Here is a 17,849-nt window from a genome sequence, read left to right on the forward strand (position 1 = left end):
CAGGACGTCAAAACGGCAGCTTAGCGTCCGGTTTGGCCGCGACGATCACGCGCCGGAAGTCGTTCTGAATGCGTGCCAGCGCATCGGCATTATCGGCCTCGAAACGGAGCACGACGACAGGCGTCGTGTTCGACGAACGCGCGAGCCCGAAGCCGTCCGGGTATTCGACGCGCAAGCCGTCGATCGTGATGACTTCATCGGCGCCCGTGAACTGCGCCTCCTTCTGCAGGCGGCCGATCAACGCGAAGTTCTCGCCTTCCTCGAGCTTGAGCTGAAGCTCGGGCGTCGACAGCGAATTGGGCAGATCGTTGAGCACCTTGCTCGGATCTTGTTCTCGGGAAAGCAGTTCGAGCAGCCGCGCACCGGTATAGAGCCCATCGTCGAAGCCGTACCAGCGATCCTTGAAGAACACGTGGCCGCTCATCTCGCCCGCGAGCGGCGCCCCCGTCTCGCGCAGCTTCGCCTTCACGAGCGAGTGGCCCGTCTTCCACATCACCGGATCGCCGCCCTTCGCGCGAACCCACTTCGCCAGATTGCGCGTGCATTTGACGTCGTAGATGATCTGCGCGCCCGGGTTGCGCGAGAGCACTTCCTGCGCGAACAGCATCAGTTGGCGATCGGGATAGATGATCTGCCCATCCTTCGTGACGACGCCGAGGCGATCGCCGTCGCCGTCGAACGCAAAGCCGATCTCGGCATCGGTCTCCTTCAACGCGCGAATGACGTCCTGCAGATTCTCCGGGTGAGCGGGATCGGGGTGGTGGTTCGGGAAATTGCCGTCGATCTCCGTGAACAGCTCGACGAGCTCGCAGCCGAGCGCCTTGAACAGACGCGGGCCCAGGGCGCCGGCAACGCCGTTCCCCGCATCGACGACGATCTTCATCGGCCGCGCGAGCTTCACGTCGCCGACGATGCGCTCGATGTACTTGTCGGCGATGTCGTATTGCTCATAGGCGCCGCTGCCGCTCGCGAAGTCGTCTTTCTCGATGCGGCGGTACAGCGCTTGGATCTGCTCGCCGTAGATGGCGGCGCCGCGCAGCACCATCTTGAAGCCGTTGTAGTCGGGTGGATTGTGGCTGCCCGTCACGACGATGCACGAATCGACGCGACGCTCGCCGTCTGCCAGCGCGAGGGGGACGCTCGCGGCGAAATAGCCGACCGGCGTGGGCACCATGCCGACGTCGACCACGTCTACCCCAGCCGCGCGCAACCCGTCGGCCAGCGCCTTGATCAGCGAGGGGCCGGAGAGGCGGCCGTCGCGCGCGACGACGACGGCATCGCCGCCCTGGGCGCGCACTTCGCTGCCGAATGCTCGGCCCACCAGCCGTGCGACGTCCTCATCGAGCGTTTTGCCGACGACACCTCGGATGTCGTACGCCTTGAAGATGGATTGCGAAATCATTGATGGCACTCTCTTTAGGCTAATTGAAAAAGATGCTTGCGCCGGCAAGCCACTTATAATTGCGGTTTTTCGATCGGCGCGCGTGGCGCCTATTTTAATGCGCATCTGCCCCTTCGCTCACCGGCTGCACGAGATCACGGCCGAAAAGCGCGCCATTTCCATGCCGGCGCGAGCACGGCGAGCAAGATTCCTGCCTTGCATACGATGCTGAGGCGCCTGGCCCATCCGGACATCGCGAAAGCCGCGGCGAACATCGTTTGGCTCGGCCTCGAGCGGCTGACGCAAATCGCCGTGGCGATTGCCATCGCAGGTCTGCTCGCCCGCTATTTCGGGCCGGACGTCTTCGGCAAATGGCAATACGCGAACACGCTGCTGCTCGTGCTCGCCCCGATCACCTGGGTGTGCGGCGCCGAAATTCTCGTGCCGACGATCGTTCACCGCGGCGAGCGCGACCTCGGCACGGTCCTCGGCAGCGCTTTCGTCTTACGTTTCTCGATCTCGGCGCTCGCGCTCGCGGCCACGTGGGCCGGTATCGCCGCGGGGCTCACGGACCCTGTCGTCGGCGCCATGCTGGCGGCACTCGCCGTCACGATGCTGTTTCGCGAGCCGTTCATCGGCGTCGTGAACTCGTGGCTGCAGAGCATGACCTACAGCAAGCCGCAGCTCGTCACGAGCATGGTCACGGCGCTCGCCAAGCTCGCGCTCGTCTATCTGTTCGTGCGCATGGCCGTCAGCGCACCGCGTTTCGGATGGTTGTGGGCGCTGGAAGCCGCCGTCATCGGGATGGTGCTGCTCGCCTACTATGCGCGCCGTCATGGCGGCAAGCTCGGCTGGCGCGTCGAACCCGGCTTATTGCGCCATTTCGCGAGTGCGGGCACCGTGTTCTGGGTCGGCCTCGTCTGCATGTATCTGTTCTTGAAGCTCGATCGCCTCATGCTCGAGCGCACGATCTCGTTCGCCGATCTCGGCCGCTACTCGGCCGCTCAGCAAATCAACGAGAACTGGATCGCGCTCGCGCTGATGCTCGCGCAGACGATCGCGCCGGCCTTCGTCTACCGCGTGCAGGACCGCGCGCACCTGATGCGCAACGTCGTGCGGCTGATGGTGCTCGCCGCCGCGGTCATGGTCGCGGGCGCGCTCGTGCTCGATGCGCTGGCACCGCTCGTCATCACGCGCGTGTTCGGGCCGAACTATGCCGGCGCCATCCCGATCTTTCGCTGGTGCGTCTGGCTTTCCGTGCCGGCCGGCATCGAGGCGATCGGCAATCTCGTGCTGCTCAAGTATCAGGCGAAGTTCGTCCTTCTGACGAAATGGCTGCTCGCGCTGGCCGTCGCGTTCGCGGTGGACCTGGTCGCCATCGAGCACATCGGCACCTATGGCGCGCTGGTTGGGCTCGCCGCGGGCTATGCCGCTGCCGTCGCAATCAACGTCTACTACATTCGCTACAAGCTGCGCCCATGACGACGCCTATCTCCGACTTTGCACCGCGGGACCCGCTCGCCGACGTCGCCGTGCTGATACCGGCCTACAACGGACAGGCCGACGTCGAGCGCACGCTCGCCTCGTTCGCCGAAACCGCGCGCGTGCGCGTGCTGATCGTCGACGACGGCAGCACGCCGCCGATCGTTGCGCCAACGCTGCCGAACATGGATGTGGAAATCGTGCGCATGCCGCGAAACGGCGGCATCGAACGCGCGCTGCAAGCGGGCATCGAAGCGCTCGCCGCGCGCGGCTATCGCTACGCGGCCCGCATCGATGCGGGCGACCTCGCCGCACCGGGGCGCCTCGCGAAGCAGCGCGCCTACCTCGAAGCGCACCCGAACGTGGCCGGCGTCGGCATGTGGACGCAGGTGGTCTCACACGAAGGGGCGCCGCTGTTCATGCTGCGGCCCGCGACGGAGCCGGCCAGCGTGCGCCGTCTGCGCTTTTTCCGCACGTCGCTCGTGCACCCGGCCATGATGCTGCGTGTCGATGCCGTGCGCGAAGTCGGCAATTATCGCGTCGCCTATCGCGCCGCCGAGGACCTCGATCTCTTCTTGCGCTTGATGGAGCGCTACGACTGCGCGAACCTGCCGGAACTCGGCCTTTATTACGAGTTGAACGACGGGGGAATCAGCGCGACGAAACGGCGCCGGCAAATCGTCTCGACGCTGAAGCTCCAATGGCGCTACTTCAATGCGGCCAATCTCTACGACTGGCTCGGCCTCGCGAAGAATCTGCTCCACTTGGTCACGCCTTACGCTGCCCTCAGAACGATGAAACGCGCGCTGTTCGCGACGCACGCCGCTTAACGCCACCGCATGAAGCCCTCGTCCACCGCCGCCCCCGCCCAAGCAGCCCGGATCACCGTCTGCCTCGTCTGCAATACCGGCTTTGCGATCTACACGTATCGGCAAGGCGTCATCCGCACGCTGATCGCGAAAGGCGTGCGCGTGATCGTGCTGGCGCCGCGCGACCGCACGTTCGCGCTGCTCGAAGAGATGGGCTGCGAATGCATCGATTTGCCCGTTGCCTCGAAAAGCACGAACCCGCTCGACGATTTACGCACACTCGCATCGCTATATCGTCGCTATCGGACAATTCGGCCCGACGTCGTGTTCCACTACACGATCAAAGCTAATATCTATGGGTCCGTCGCCGCGTGGCTGGCGCGCGTGCCGTCCATCGCCGTCACGACCGGGCTCGGCTATGTCTTCATTCAGAAAAGCCGGGCAGCGAGCGTCGCCAAAGCGCTCTATCGGTTCGCGTTCCGCTTTCCGCGCGAGGTCTGGTTTCTCAATCGCGACGATCATTCGGCATTCCTGAACGAACGGCTGCTCGCGCGTCCGGAGCGGGCGAAGCTGCTCCATGGCGAAGGGGTCGACATCGACCATTTCGGGCTGACGCCGCTGCCGCAGGCTCAACGTGTCACGTTCGTATTGATTGGACGTCTGCTGTGGGACAAGGGCGTCGGCGAATACGTCGAAGCGGCCCGCATGCTGCGCATGCGCTATCCGCATGCGAGATTTCAACTGCTGGGTCCCGTGGGCGTCGACAATCCGAGCGCCATTGCGCAGGCCGACATCGACGGGTGGACCCGCGAAGGCGTCATCGAATACCTTGGCGAAGCGCACGACGTGCGCCCCGTCATCGCGAACGCCGATTGCGTCGTGCTGCCGTCGTATCGTGAAGGCGTGCCGCGCACGTTGATGGAGGCCTCGGCGATGGGACGCCCCATCGTCGCCACTAACGTACCGGGCTGCCGCGAAGTCGTGCAGGACGGCGTCACCGGGTTGCTCTGCGAAGTCAAAAATGCGCAAAGCCTGGCGGCTAAACTTGCGCAGATAGTGGAAATGGACGCATCCGCGCGCCGCGAGATGGGGCTGCGGGGGCGAGAAAAAGTAGCGGCCGAGTTCGACGAGGCGCTCGTCATCGAACGCTATCGGGAAACGCTGTACGCGCTAACAGGCGCGCAACTCTTTCACGGCGCATAGGGGGCGCAACGATGACATCGAAATCCGCGCAAGGCGCAATTCTCGTGACAGGAGGCGCCGGCTTCATCGGCTCGCATACCGCCGTCGAATTGATGTCGAGCGGGTATGAAGTGGTAATCGTCGACAACCTCGTCAATAGCAAGCGCGAAGCCGTGCGGCGCATCGAACGGATCACCGGGCAGCCCGTGGCGTTCTACGAGATCGATGCTTGTGACGGCGCCGCGCTCGCCAAGGTGTTCGACGCCCATCCGATCACGGCAGCCATTCACTTCGCGGCGCTCAAGGCCGTCGGCGAATCGGTCGCCAAGCCGATCGAGTACTACCGCAACAACGTGGACAGCCTGCTCGTGCTGCTCGACACCATGCGCGCGCGCAACGTCAAGCGGCTCGTCTTCAGTTCGTCGGCCACGGTGTACGGGGTACCCGAGCGCTCGCCCATCGACGAATCGCTCCCGCTGTCGGCGACGAACCCCTATGGGCAATCGAAGGTCATCGCCGAGCAAATCCTGCGCGACGTCGAGCGCGCCGATCCGAGTTGGCGCATCGCCACGCTGCGGTACTTCAATCCGGTCGGCGCGCATGAAAGCGGGCTCATCGGCGAAGACCCGTCGGGCGTGCCGAACAACTTGATGCCGTATGTGGCGCAAGTTGCCGTCGGCAAGCTCGAGAAACTGCGCGTGTTCGGCGGCGATTACGACACGCCTGACGGCACGGGCGTGCGCGATTACATTCATGTCGTGGACTTGGCTCGCGGGCATATCGCGGCGCTCGATGCGCTACAAACGCACGATGCGAGCCTCGTCGTCAATCTCGGGACAGGCCGCGGCTACTCCGTGCTCGAAGTCGTGCGCGCGTTCGAAGCCGCTTCGGGACGCAAGGTGCCGTATGAGATCGTGGCCCGCCGCCCCGGCGACGTGGCGCAATGCTACGCCAGCACGCAAGCGGCCGAAACACTGCTCGGCTGGCGCGCGCAGTATGGCCTCGAGCGCATGTGCGAGGACCATTGGCGTTGGCAGTCGATGAATCCGCGGGGATTTGCCTGAACGGCAAACGTGGCTGCGCGTGAGCACCGGCGCAACCGTATGGCCGTGATCGAGATTCGACGTGTGGCAGGGCCGATCGGCCCTCCGCCCTGGCGAGCCTCTCCGACCGGAACGAACCGGCCCAGCCGGTATAATTCGCCGTTCGTTTCCAGGCCACGCCCATGCTCAGTTTCGCGCTCGGTTTTCTCGTCTCGCTCTTCGTTACGCTGTTGATCGTGCGCTATGCGCATCTGCACGAAAAGTTTTCGATCGACAGCGATCTCGCCGGCGTTCAGAAATTCCATGCCCGCCCCGTGCCGCGCGTCGGAGGCATCGGCATCCTGATCGGGCTCACGGTTGCCGCGGTGCAGCTGGTCGGCCGCTACCCCGCGGTATCGTCCGGCATCCTAGCCCTCGTGGGCTGCGGCTTGCCCGCGTTCGCTTCGGGGCTCATCGAGGATCTGACCAAGCGCGTTTCGCCGTCGGCTCGGCTCGTGGCCACCATGAGCGCCGCCGCGATCGCCTATTTCACGCTGCACATCGCCGTCGTGCGCATCAGCGTGCCGCCGCTCGATTTCCTGCTTTCGTATGCGGCGATCTCGTTCGCCGTGACGGTGCTGGCCGTCGCCGCGCTTGCCAATGCGATCAACATCATCGACGGCTTCAACGGCTTGGCCTCGATGGTGGCGTTCATGATGTTCGCGTCGCTCGCCTACGTGGCCTTTCGGCTCGGCGATCCGATCGTCCTCTCGGCCTCGCTGATCATGATGGGCGCCGTGCTGGGGTTCTTCATCTGGAATTTCCCGGCGGGCCTGATTTTTCTCGGCGACGGCGGTGCCTACTTCATCGGCTTCATGCTGGCCGAGCTCGCCATCTTGCTCGTGATGCGGCATCGAGAAGTGTCGGCCTGGTATCCGGTGCTGCTGTTCGTTTATCCGATCTTCGAAACGTGCTTTTCGATCTATCGGAAGAAGTTCGTACGGGGGATGTCGCCCGGCATTCCCGACGGTGTGCACTTGCATATGCTCGTATACAAGCGGCTGATGCGATGGGCGGTGGGCGCCAAAACAGCGCATGAACTGACGCAGCGCAACTCCATGACGTCGCCTTACTTGTGGCTGCTGTGCTTGATCGGCGTGATTCCGGCCACGCTGTTTTGGCAGCATACCGTGCACCTATTCGCGTTCGTCGTGGTATTCGCGGCGACTTACGTTTGGCTTTATGTCAGCATCGTACGGTTTAGGTCGCCTAAGTGGTTGGTGGTGCGGCGGGGGAAACGGGGGCGATAGCGGGCGGCTGCTCGTGACGCAATGACGAGCCTCGCTTCGCCTGATAATAAAGCTGGGCGAAAAACGGGCGTTTATAATTCGCCCTTCGGTAGACCGAAAGAACGCAACGAACGGGGTTGGCTTGGGAAACGAACAACAGGACCGCGGCGGTCAGATTGCTGAAATGATCGCAATGCCGGCAGTGCAGGAATCGAAGCTGCGGATAGCCGTTTTGGTGCCGTGCTACAACGAAGCGCTGACCATTGCGCAAGTCGTTCGCGATTTCGCGCGGCAACTACCGGGCTCGATCGTGTATGTCTTCGACAATAATTCGAAAGACGACACCAAGGCCGTCGCGCGTGCCGCGGGGGCGATCGTTCGTTCCGTTTCGTATCAGGGAAAAGGAAACGTGATCCGCAGAATGTTCGCGGATATCGAGGCGGACGTCTATGTCCTCGTCGATGGGGACGGGACGTATGACGCCGGCGCTGCCCCACTGCTGGTGGAGAAGCTGCTCGAAGAAGGCCTCGACATGGTGGTCGGCACGCGGGTGTCCAACGAAGATGCGGCCTATCGAAAGGGCCATCGCTTTGGTAACGTTCTCCTTACGCGGTGTGCGGCCACGATTTTCGGGCGAACGTTCACGGATATGCTTTCCGGCTATCGCGTGTTCTCGCGCCGGTACGTCAAGTCATTCCCGGCGCACTCGGAAGGCTTTGAAACCGAAACGGAACTGACCGTGCACGCACTTGAACTGCGCATGCCCGTCGCCGAAATCTCGACCGCGTATGGCGCGCGCCCGGACGGCTCCGAAAGCAAGCTCAACACCTACCGCGACGGATTCAGGATACTGAGCACGATCGTCAAGCTGTTCAAAGCCGAAAAACCGCTGCTGTTCTTTTCGATCGGCTTTTTCGCGTGCACGTTGCTCGCCGTCATGCTCGCCATCCCGCTCGTCGCAACGTTCGTTGAAACGGGGTTGGTTCCCCGCCTGCCCACCGCGGTGCTCTGCGTGGCGCTGGTCTTGTTCGGCGCACTCCTGCTGACATGCGGCATTGTGCTCGACACCGTGACGCGTGGGCGGACCGAAGCCAAGCGCTTCGCCTATCTAGCGGTGCCCGGGCCCACACACGCATCGATTCGGACGCCACGATGCGACATCAGCTAGTTCGGTTTCTGTTCGCGGGCTGCGTCGGCTTCCTGGTCGACACCACCGTGCTCTATCTCACGTTGTGGCTCGGCTTCGGCTACTTCGTCGGCCGCGCCATTTCCTTCTTGTGCGCCGTGTGGGCGACCTGGCAGTTGAATCGCAGGTACACGTTCAGCTCGGCCCGCAACGAGTCCGTTTGGGCCGAGTGGACCCGTTATCTCGCCGCCATGTCCGTAGGAGGCGCCGTCAACTACGCCGCCTATAGCGTAGTGGTATCGGCACTTCGCCCCGCGCCGTGGCTGCCCATACTCGCCGTGGCGGCGGGTTCGATCGCGGGGCTCGCCGTCAATTTCGCGACGGCCAAGTGGTGGGTTTTCAAGCATGCAAGGTCAATCCCTGATGAACGTCAATGAACGAGCGATACATCGGTCGCCCACTAGCGCGCGCCGGTCATTCGATTTGAACTCCCCCAGAGCACTTGCACTCGCACGCTTGCTCGTTCCGTTGCTGTTCGGCCTCTATTCGGTGTTCCTCGGCGCGGATTCGAATTGGGATCTGCTCAACTACCACTTGTACAACCCCTATGCGTGGCTGAATGGGCGACTGCAGACCGATCTAGCGCCGGCCGGCATGCAGTCGTATTTCAACCCGCTGCTGGACCTCCCTTACTATTGGATGTCGCAGCACTTTCCCGCGCGCTTGGCGGGATTTGCGATGGGCGTGCTGCACGGCCTCAATTTCGTTCTCTTGTTGAGTATTGCCCGAAGCGCAACCGCCGACGCGGACGCCGAGAACCGCTACCGTCGCCCCTTGCTGCTCGCGTTGGCCGGCTGTCTCGTCCCGTGCTTCTTGAGCCAAATCGGCAACACGATGGGCGACAACACAACGGCGCTGCTCGTGCTCGGCGGATTGGCGATCTTGCTCAGCCATTGGGACCGGATCAAGAACGCTGCCGTGGGAGCGGCCCTGCTTCCCGCCGCGAGCGGCCTGCTGGTGGGCATGGGGATCGGACTGAAGCCGACGACGGCATGCTATGCCGTTGCGATGTGCGCCGCCCTGCTGACCTATCCCGCTCGCTTAGCCACCCGCATTCGGATTGCATTCTTATTCGGTATCGGCGTGCTGGCCGGATGGGCGGCAACAGGCGGATATTGGATGCTGCACATGTGGCACCTGTTCGGCAATCCTCTCTATCCGCAGTTCGGCCAATTCTTTCCGAATCCTTTGACGCAGCCGATCGGCTCGGGCGACGTTCGGTTTCTGCCGCATGGAATCATGCAGTCGATTCTACGGCCTTTCGTCATGGCGATCGATCCGAGCAAAGTTGCGGGACTGAGCCGTGAGATCGTGTGGCCCATCGTCTGGGCGCTGCTCCTATTCACATTCGCGACCGTCATTGCCCGCCGGCTGCGGCGCGACGAGCCTCGCCGCCTGGATAGCCGAGCGCGCTTCATCGTCGCGTTCGTCGCCATTGGCTATCTGGTTTGGATGAAGGTATTCAGCATTTATCGGTACCTCGTCCCTGTGGAAATGCTGGCACCGATCGTCGTTTTTGCGCTGGTGACTTTCCTGAAGCGGGGGCGAGCGGGGGGCAAAACGGCTAGGTGGTTGATCGGCGCGATCGTGGTGACCGGGGTGATCGGCGGGCTGAAGACCTGGGGGCACGAAGGCTGGCGCGATCCCGTTTTCCATGTCGACGTTCCTCCGATTGCGGCACCGGCACGCGCAACCGTCATTCTGTACAGCGTGTCGGGCGCAAGGGGATGGATGGTACCGTTCTTTCCGCCTCAGATCGCGTTCGCTGGGATCGCCAGTAGTTTCCCCGCCACGAACGCATACAACGAGCGGGTAAGAGACATGGTGATCTCCCGAGGAGGCCAAGGCTACGCGCTGATCGACGGCGACGACGACTGGCGTGCGCAAAGCGTTGCCGGCGCGGATAAGCTGGTCGGAAAACTGGGCCTGACGGACAGCGACCAGGGTTGCGCCAAATTGAAATGGGCCGTCAGTCGCTTGCACCTGCACGCATCCGTGGAAGATCTTTCGGAAGGGGCGAAAAAGTGTCGCCTCACCGTGCGAGCCGATGACGCTCAAAAGGCCGCGATGACCAACAAATTTGCGCTCGACGAGGCCGTGCAGGCGTTTTCCGGGGCCGGCCTCGAACTGCAACTGCAGACGTGCAAGCCCTATTACTCGAGCATCGGCACGCACGTCGGTCAATATCGATTCTGCGATGTGAAGGCGCGGTAACGGCGCTACTACACCGCGTGCCTAGTTTCACGCAGCGGCGCTGCGATTTGCAAGGCCGGGGCGACGGAAGGTTGGTATTCGGATACCCAGCGCCGCAAATCGCGGCGCACCTCGTCGTCTGCCAACACGCGATGTTGCGTCAGCCAGGGCAGCAGTTCCTCGAGCAGATGTTCCGGCACCTCACGCGCACGCGCAATGCGCAATTTGGTGTGCGGCGTTCGGGTCGTCGTCTCGTCGTCGGCAAGGAGTTCCTCATATAGCTTTTCACCGGGACGCAGCCCCGTGAATTCGATTCGGATTTGCTCTTCCGTGTAGCCATACAGACGAATCAGATCGCGCGCGAGATCGACGATACGGACGGCACGCCCCATCTCGAGAATGAAAATCTCGCCGCCATGCCCCATGCTCGACGCTTGCAACACGAGTTGCGATGCCTCGGGGATAGTCATGAAGTACCGCGTAATTTCCGGATGCGTGACCGTCAGCGGGCCTCCCTTCGCGATTTGCTGCTGAAACTTCGGAATGACGCTGCCCGCGCTGCCGAGCACATTGCCGAAGCGAACCGTTTCGAACTGCGTGTGCTCGCTAGTCTGCTGCAGCGCTTGGCACGTCATTTCGGCCAGGCGCTTGCTCGCCCCCATGACGTTGGTCGGATTGACGGCCTTGTCCGTCGAAATCAACACGAACCGTTTAACACCATGGCGAATCGCCGCGCGAGCCACGCGATAGGTGCCCAGCACGTTATTCCTCACCGCCTGCCACGTATTCAGTTCCTCCATCAACGGTACGTGCTTGTACGCGGCCGCGTGATACACGATCGACGGCACGTAGCGCGCCATGACTTGATCGAGCAGCAGCGAATCCTTCGCATCGCCGATGATGGGCACAACGGACAAATCGGGGAAGCGCTCCCGTAAATCCTCCGTTAGGCGGTACATCGCGTACTCGGAAATATCGAGCGCGACAAGCTGGGCGGGATTGAAACGCAAAATCTGCCGGCACAACTCCGAACCGATCGAGCCGCCCGCGCCGGTGACCATCACGACGCGCCCGTGCAGCAGCGCTTCGACGTGCGGCGTGTCGATTTTGACGGGGTCGCGGCCCAATAGGTCTTCCAGGTCGATTTGTCGGACTTGAGAAAGGAAGCCCTGGCCTGGGGCAAGCGCAGTCAATGATGGCAGCACCATGGCGCGGACACCGGCGCGCACGCATAGGGTGGCGACGCGACGCTGCGCGTCGACGGGTGCCGAGGGAATGGCAATGATCGCGTACTCGACTTTCAGTGAACTGGCGATGCTAGCGAGCTCGTCAATGGAGCCCAGCACCTTGTGACCATAGACTTCTCGCCCATGCTTGGCTCGATCGTCGTCGAGCAATCCGACTAGACGCCATTGGCTCGAACGGGACAGTTCGCGCGCCAGCGTTGCACCTGCGCCGCCCGCGCCGAGTACGAGGACAGGCTTGCCTTGGGCCATCAAAGCGCCATATAGATAAAATTCTTTCGTTGCTCGATAGGCCGCGCGCGCGCCACCCATCGCCAGGAACAGCAGCAACGGCGAAACAGCCAGGACGGAGCGCGGCGTGATGGGGTCGGGCTGCACCATCGCGGAAGCGACCGTCGTGAGTAATGCCCCGGCCAGCACTGCTTTCGAAATGCGCATCAGGTCGGGCAGGCTCGCGAAAACCCACATACCACGGTATAAGCCGAATAGCCGGAATGTGGCACCGTATATCGGGAGTACCCAAACAAGCGATTTCAAACACCCGAGAAGAAAATCATCCGGGATCGAACCATTGAAGCGGATCAGATAGGCCGCTATCCACGCCCCGCCAGCGACGCAGACGTCAAAAAGAAATGCACACAAGGAAAGCCAAGAGGCTTTGTTACTTCGGAACATTGACGTCACCCTTCGCTTGGACCGTCGAATAAAAACGGCGCCAACGAGCATCCACTATCGCACCCGCCCCCAGTAAAGCTCCAGCCCATAGGACGACGACCATCCATTGCTGCACGATCGGAAGTCCCAGGGCCGCAAGGGCAATCATTGTGCCGAAAAGCATCAGGAGATACCAGTAGATTGCTGTTCGGGTGTGGCCCAGGCCCGCGCGAATCATCCGTTGATAGTAGTGCTCACGGTGCGCTTCCCAAAATTTTTCGCCGCGAATTAGCCGCCGCAGCAATGTCACCGATGCGTCCCCGATGAATGGGGCGAAACACATCGTGGGAAACCAAATCGGCCAGGCGTGGGAGCGCCATCCCCAGTAGCCAAGGGCTCCCGCGAGGAAACCGAGCGGAATCGAGCCAGCATCGCCGAGAAAGATGCGAGCCGGGTGAAAGTTGAAAGCGAGAAAGCCGATGGCTGCGCCTGCCGTCGCCGCGCTGACCAGGGCCAGTTCCCGGGCGGGCTGTTCCGCAAGCAAGGCCGCGATCGCATAAGCACCGAAGCCGAAGAGAGCCATACCACCCGCCAGCCCGTCGGAGCCGTCCATGAAGTTATATAGATTGACGAGCCACACCAGCAAGACCGACAGGACCGCAAGGCACCACCATGGCGCCGCAACCGGGTACACCGCAATCAGCACGGCCACCGCGAGAAAATGCGCCGCAAACCGGATGCGAACTGGCAGCCCGCGGCGATCGTCGAGCTGCGACACTGCTGCGAGGAACAGGACGCAAGCGGCGATGAGCCAAAGATCGGGCGCGCACGCCCAAGCGGCGATCAGCACAGTTGGGACGACACCCCAGCCCCCCACTCGCGGCGTCGGGCGCTCGTGCAACGAGCGTGCGTTCGGGATGTCCGTCGCCAGCCTCCACGCAAGGCCTGTCTTGAGGAGGATCGCGAGAATCGCACTGCAAACGAGCGCCGCCGCCGTGGCAATGGCCAATGACAAGGGCACCGAGGAAAGACCGATATGCTCGATTACCATCGGGACCTCAATGCTGCGTCGTTCGGAACCAGCGAGCCGTCTGCGCCAGCCCCTGTTCGAACGAATATTTCGGTTTCCAGCCTAGCGCCTCGCGGATGCGCGCGTTGTCCACTCGCAAGTCGCCCGTCAAACGCTCAACTTGAGGCAAACGCCCCGTAAGGCGCCCTGCGAAGCGCAACCACGCAGGCGGAACGTCCAGCAGCCTGACGGGCCTTCCAAGGTGCCGCCCCATTGCCCGTGCCAGTTCAACCACGGTGGGATTTTCGTCGTCGGCGACGTGAAAGCACCCGGCGATATCGTTGCGATCCGTCGCGCAGCGCACAATGGCATCGGCGAGGTTATCGACATAGACAAGGCTGCGCCGCGCCTCGAGCGCACCTAACGGCAGCGGGACTCCCCTGGCGATGGCACTCATGAGCGAGAGGAAATTTGCGCGTACGCCCGGGCCGTACACGAGCGGAGGGCGAAGGATGACGACTTCCAGCCCCGACTCCTCGGCGAATTGCCGCAGCGCCACCTCGGCTTCGAGCTTCGAGCGTCCGTACGGATCTTCTGGATTCGGCGGATCGTCCTCGCGCAACGGTCGTCCGGAATCCACCTCGGCGACGGCCTTGATGCTACTCACGAAAACAAAGCGGCGGACTCCATTTTGGTGTGCCGCTTTTGCAAGGCGGAGTGTGCCGGCGACGTTAGTGGCGCGAAAGGCGGCCAGTGGATCGGCTGCGTCGTCGCGCATCACGTGGACCCGCGCGGCCAGGTGAACGACACTGCCCGCTTGCAACGACGCGGGCCACAGAGAGTCGATGCCGTCGAAATCCGCTGCAGCGGCCACCCATTCGCCTACGCCGGGCACACATGCGCCGGCATGCCGCACCAGGCCCGTCACACCGTGTCCGACGCCGAGTAGCGCGCGAGACACCGCCTGGCCCACGAACCCGTTGGCGCCGGTGACAATAACGCGGCCCGTCATAGCCACTTCCAGCCGAATCGGTTGTAGAACTTGAACGCGGACGTCATGAACATGCGGATGTGCGCGGAACCTTTACGCGCAGCGCCGCCGCCATGATGGATTGCGCGGACGAACGGCACGTAGGCGATGCGGGCAAGGTCGTGCGTACGCAGGCTCAAGTCGTAATCCTCGAAATACAGGAAATAACGCGGATCGAAACCGGACAAGCGCTTGAGCACTTCGGTGCGAAACAGCATGAAGCAGCCGCTGACAATTGGAGGGTCCCAGACGATGTCATGGCCGTTAATCACGTCGCGCATCTCGTAGCGGGCCAGACGGTGGCCGAAAATTTTGCGGTACCGCGCCGGCAGGAAGCCCCGGACGAACAGGTCCAGCAGCGCGGGGTAGCGGCGGCTGAGGAACTGCTGCCGATGCTCGTCATCGACGATGCACGGTGTCAGTAGACCCAGTTCCTCGTGCCGATCTAGGAAATCGATGGCTTGGGCGAGCGCTTCGCGATCCATGTCGATGTCGGGATTCAGGATCAGGTGGTAGCGGCTGTTCGCCCGCTCGATGGCAAGGTTGTGGCCGCGGCCGTAGCCGACGTTGCCATGGCCCGACAACGTCTCGCATACGATGCCCCGAGCCTCCAGCGCATCAACGTACGAGGCCAAGTTGGGCAAACCGCCGTTGTCGACGAGGTCGAGACGGGCCCGCGCGCCTGGTCGCTTCTCCCGCACAGCGTCCCACGCGACGCCAAAGCTAGCGAGCGTGCGTTCCAACAAGGCACTATCTGGGTGATAGACCACAAGCGACACGGATAAGTCGTCGATCCCGGGAAAAGCACTTGGCGGTTTCGATTTCAATGCATGCCCTCTGAATACTTCGTGATGCTCCAATGGAGGAGGTGCCTTTCGTGGTTCTGCTTTAGCACAACCTTGCTCGCTGGAGCACAGCACAACGCGTCCATGCACCCTGTCAGTCGACGCTGCCTTGTCGCAAGGGGCATCTGTGCGGACGGTATTGTACCGAAGTCGCCCCCTGCGTAGCGGCGGGTTGCAGGGACAGATTGGTCAAGCCGAGGGCGATTCGTTCCGCGGCACCCTTCCGGTCGTCCGGCTCGTCCGTGGCTTCCAGGAAAATCAACGGCCCCCGGCGCACCCTACAGTGACTCGAAGTCCAACGCAGTTCACCCCGGCAGACCGATGGATAGATGTGCCCGGTGTCGGCATCGATACGGTAAACTACGGGTTTGTGACTGTGGATGGAAACGACTGTTGTTGTCTAAGGCGCTCCCCCATTATGAAGCGTAGCCTTGGATTATCACGTCGGCATACCAATGTGGAAGCAAGCTTTTGCATCAGAGACCCGGCCCTCAAACCGATGAAAATAGGCACAATGTGAAGAAACTCGCACTCTCGGGTGACCATGATCTCTGTATCCGCGCGTTCTTGAAGGAGATCGAGCATCTTCGCCGGCATGGGCCAGTCCAAGGCGTATTGCATGTCGGCGCGCACCATAAAACCGCAAAGCGAGGGGAACGTCTATGGCAACGATAGGTGCTCCCGAGATCTCAGTCGTCACAACGCTGTATCATTCCGCGCCGTATATACGGGAGTTCTACGCACGATCTTTGGCACAAGTGCGCCAACTCGGCGTCAGCTATGAGTTTGTCTTCGTCAATGACGGATCACCGGATAATGCCCTTGAGGTTGCGCTCGAGCTGCAGCGACAAGATCCGAATGTAGTCGTCGTTGATCTCTCGCGGAATTTCGGTCATCACAAAGCCATCTGGCGAGGACTCTCCGTATGTCGCGGCGAGCGCGTGTTCCTTATCGATTGCGATCTGGAGGAACCGCCCGAGCTATTGACCGAATTCGCTGCGAAGTTTTCGGAAGTGAATTGCGACGTCGTCTACGGAGTGCAGGCCAGGCGTAAAGGCGGCATGCGAGAGCGGTTATTTGGGTCGATCTTTTACAGATTATTCAATTATCTCGCAGATATTGAGGTACCCGCGAATTGGACGATTGCGAGACTTATGAGTCGACGCTACGTTGACGCCTTGAACCAATATCAAGAGGAATCACTATTTCTGGGCGGCGTCATGTCGGCTGTCGGCTTTGTCCAAGTTCCCATCACCGTTGTTAAGTTGCACAAGGGCACCACCACCTACACCCTTCGACGCAAACTTAGTGCAGTCCTCACCGCCGTCACGTCGTTCAGCGACAAACCTCTGCGACTGGTATTTTATAGTGGACTGATCATCTCGATCGCATCCTTTGGATTCGCAATATGGTTTGCCGCCCTGAAACTGATATTCGGAACGCCGGTTTCCGGATTCACTGCGCTGGCCGTATCGATTTGGTTTATCGGCGGACTAGTCATTTTGTTTCTAGGCGTGATCGGCATTTACATCTCAAAGATATTCACCCAAGCGAAGAATCGCCCCCTAACGATCGTTCGAGAAATATATCGAGCTTAGCATTTTCCATGGCGCGACTGCCGATGCGCAACTCAATCTTCTCCCGCGGCCCCGCAGCGGCAGTCATCCTACCGGTTCGGTACAATGTCGATTCGGGACGCCGATCTTACGGCGTTCGGTGTTCACATCGATACCGTCCGAAATCAAAAAACTTGAAATGAAGCGCGGAGAGCACTTGGAAGTTCCCCTGTAGGTGTTCGGCACAATACCCGCGAAGCAAGTCGATTTGGCCTGGGACGGAAATAAGCGGAACACCCTCTTTTTCCGACAACATAGTGAGTAAGCCGCGACCCGCTTTCTCATCTGCGTAAGCCGTCGAAACTGGCGCCAACGTGATCACACCCAAGCCGTATATCTTGAGGTCCATCAACGCATGCGGCATATGGAAAACGGAGTAAGCAAACTGATAAGGCAAGGCAGCGCCCCAAATGACAACTGCACGCTCCGGCAAACGGGCAAGAGCCTCTGTTACATCTTCAGAGTTTTGTTTAATTTCCTCAAAGTCCGAAATCAAGAAAAACGAGTTAAGGGTCATCAAAAATAGGACTACCAACAGCGTACTCCGCGAGAAGTGCGAGAACGCTTGTTTAGACCCTTTAACGAGGAAAGGCGCGACAACAAGCATACTAACCAATGGGATATAAACCCGCATTATCGCAGGGCGCCCTATCACCCCCATAGCCAGGATTGCAGCCGCACCCAGTCCCCAGCACATGAAAACCCGCCGCGATGGCCGAAGGATCGCGAATAGCATGGCCACCAATAAAATCGGAAGCAAAGCGCGGTCCCACAGCGATGTCACTGCGAGCCAGATGTTTTCCGGAGCCATCGTTCCCGCAGGAATTGGCCCTAGGTCGCGGATCAGCGCCTGTAAGCGAGCGGGCTTTGCCAATACTGGATCGACAAAAAACCAAGATTCGATCAG

Annotated in this window: 15 protein-coding genes; 9 read left to right on the forward strand and 6 right to left on the reverse strand. The window is 61.4% G+C overall.

What is annotated here, in order from left to right; all coding sequences use genetic code 11:
* Nucleotides 1-7 precede the first annotated feature (7 nt).
* Complete coding sequence (locus ACTHNZ_RS22525) at nt 8-1,402, reverse strand: phosphomannomutase/phosphoglucomutase (RefSeq protein WP_440544799.1); 1,395 nt, start codon at nt 1,400-1,402, stop codon at nt 8-10.
* A 105-nt stretch (nt 1,403-1,507) separates the two neighbouring features.
* Here ACTHNZ_RS22525 and ACTHNZ_RS22530 point away from each other — a divergent pair, with 105 nt between their 5' ends.
* The 8 genes from ACTHNZ_RS22530 to ACTHNZ_RS22565 all read left to right on the forward strand — a co-directional run bounded on the left by ACTHNZ_RS22530 (nt 1,508) and on the right by ACTHNZ_RS22565 (nt 10,565).
* Entirely contained in the window at nt 1,508-2,863 is a 1,356-nt protein-coding gene (locus ACTHNZ_RS22530; RefSeq protein WP_440544813.1) for an oligosaccharide flippase family protein, read from the forward strand.
* On the forward strand, nt 2,860-3,693 hold the full coding sequence (locus ACTHNZ_RS22535) for a glycosyltransferase (RefSeq protein WP_440544800.1): 834 nt from the start codon (nt 2,860-2,862) through the stop codon (nt 3,691-3,693). Before ACTHNZ_RS22530 ends, ACTHNZ_RS22535 begins: the two co-directional genes overlap by 4 nt.
* A 9-nt stretch (nt 3,694-3,702) precedes the next feature.
* Nucleotides 3,703-4,875: a glycosyltransferase family 4 protein gene (locus ACTHNZ_RS22540; RefSeq protein WP_440544801.1), complete on the forward strand. Its 1,173-nt coding sequence runs from the start codon at nt 3,703-3,705 to the stop codon at nt 4,873-4,875.
* Nucleotides 4,876-4,886: 11 nt separating this feature from the next.
* A complete protein-coding gene (gene galE, locus ACTHNZ_RS22545; protein ID WP_440544802.1) occupies nt 4,887-5,918 on the forward strand; it encodes a UDP-glucose 4-epimerase GalE in 1,032 nt (343 codons plus the stop codon).
* Nucleotides 5,919-6,079: 161 nt separating this feature from the next.
* A complete protein-coding gene (locus ACTHNZ_RS22550; RefSeq protein WP_440544803.1) occupies nt 6,080-7,186 on the forward strand; it encodes an MraY family glycosyltransferase in 1,107 nt (368 codons plus the stop codon).
* Between the two features lie 172 nt (nt 7,187-7,358).
* On the forward strand, nt 7,359-8,333 hold the full coding sequence (locus tag ACTHNZ_RS22555) for a glycosyltransferase (protein ID WP_440544814.1): 975 nt from the start codon (nt 7,359-7,361) through the stop codon (nt 8,331-8,333).
* A complete protein-coding gene (locus ACTHNZ_RS22560) occupies nt 8,318-8,728 on the forward strand; it encodes a GtrA family protein (RefSeq protein ID WP_440544804.1) in 411 nt (136 codons plus the stop codon). Before ACTHNZ_RS22555 ends, ACTHNZ_RS22560 begins: the two co-directional genes overlap by 16 nt.
* Before the next feature lie 46 nt (nt 8,729-8,774).
* Nucleotides 8,775-10,565 carry a hypothetical protein gene (locus tag ACTHNZ_RS22565; RefSeq protein ID WP_440544805.1) on the forward strand — a complete coding sequence of 597 codons (1,791 nt, stop codon included), beginning with the start codon at nt 8,775-8,777 and terminating at the stop codon, nt 10,563-10,565.
* Between the two features lie 8 nt (nt 10,566-10,573).
* Here ACTHNZ_RS22565 and ACTHNZ_RS22570 read toward each other — a convergent pair whose 3' ends face one another.
* From ACTHNZ_RS22570 to ACTHNZ_RS22585, 4 genes are read right to left on the reverse strand one after another with little or no spacing between them, the layout of a single operon-like run.
* Nucleotides 10,574-12,463, reverse strand: a complete 1,890-nt coding sequence (locus ACTHNZ_RS22570) for a polysaccharide biosynthesis protein (RefSeq protein ID WP_440544806.1) — start codon at nt 12,461-12,463, stop codon at nt 10,574-10,576.
* Complete coding sequence (locus ACTHNZ_RS22575) at nt 12,450-13,493, reverse strand: MraY family glycosyltransferase (RefSeq protein WP_440544807.1); 1,044 nt, start codon at nt 13,491-13,493, stop codon at nt 12,450-12,452. The genes ACTHNZ_RS22570 and ACTHNZ_RS22575 overlap by 14 nt, the downstream gene beginning before the upstream one ends.
* Before the next feature lie 7 nt (nt 13,494-13,500).
* Complete coding sequence (locus tag ACTHNZ_RS22580) at nt 13,501-14,463, reverse strand: UDP-glucose 4-epimerase family protein (RefSeq protein WP_440544808.1); 963 nt, start codon at nt 14,461-14,463, stop codon at nt 13,501-13,503.
* Nucleotides 14,460-15,308, reverse strand: coding sequence for a glycosyltransferase (locus ACTHNZ_RS22585; RefSeq protein WP_440544809.1), 849 nt, complete (start codon nt 15,306-15,308; stop codon nt 14,460-14,462). The genes ACTHNZ_RS22580 and ACTHNZ_RS22585 overlap by 4 nt, the downstream gene beginning before the upstream one ends.
* 680 nt (nt 15,309-15,988) lie before the next feature.
* Here ACTHNZ_RS22585 and ACTHNZ_RS22590 point away from each other — a divergent pair.
* Entirely contained in the window at nt 15,989-16,924 is a 936-nt protein-coding gene (locus ACTHNZ_RS22590) for a glycosyltransferase family 2 protein (protein ID WP_440544810.1), read from the forward strand.
* A 106-nt stretch (nt 16,925-17,030) separates the two neighbouring features.
* On the opposite strand, the gene ACTHNZ_RS22595 is transcribed toward ACTHNZ_RS22590, so the two are convergent.
* Nucleotides 17,031-17,849, reverse strand: an 819-nt coding sequence (locus tag ACTHNZ_RS22595; RefSeq protein WP_440544811.1) for a hypothetical protein, incomplete at its 5' end; no start/stop codon positions are given.

It is taken from the genome of Trinickia sp., from assembly GCF_051953955.1.
Classification (GTDB): domain Bacteria; phylum Pseudomonadota; class Gammaproteobacteria; order Burkholderiales; family Burkholderiaceae; genus Trinickia.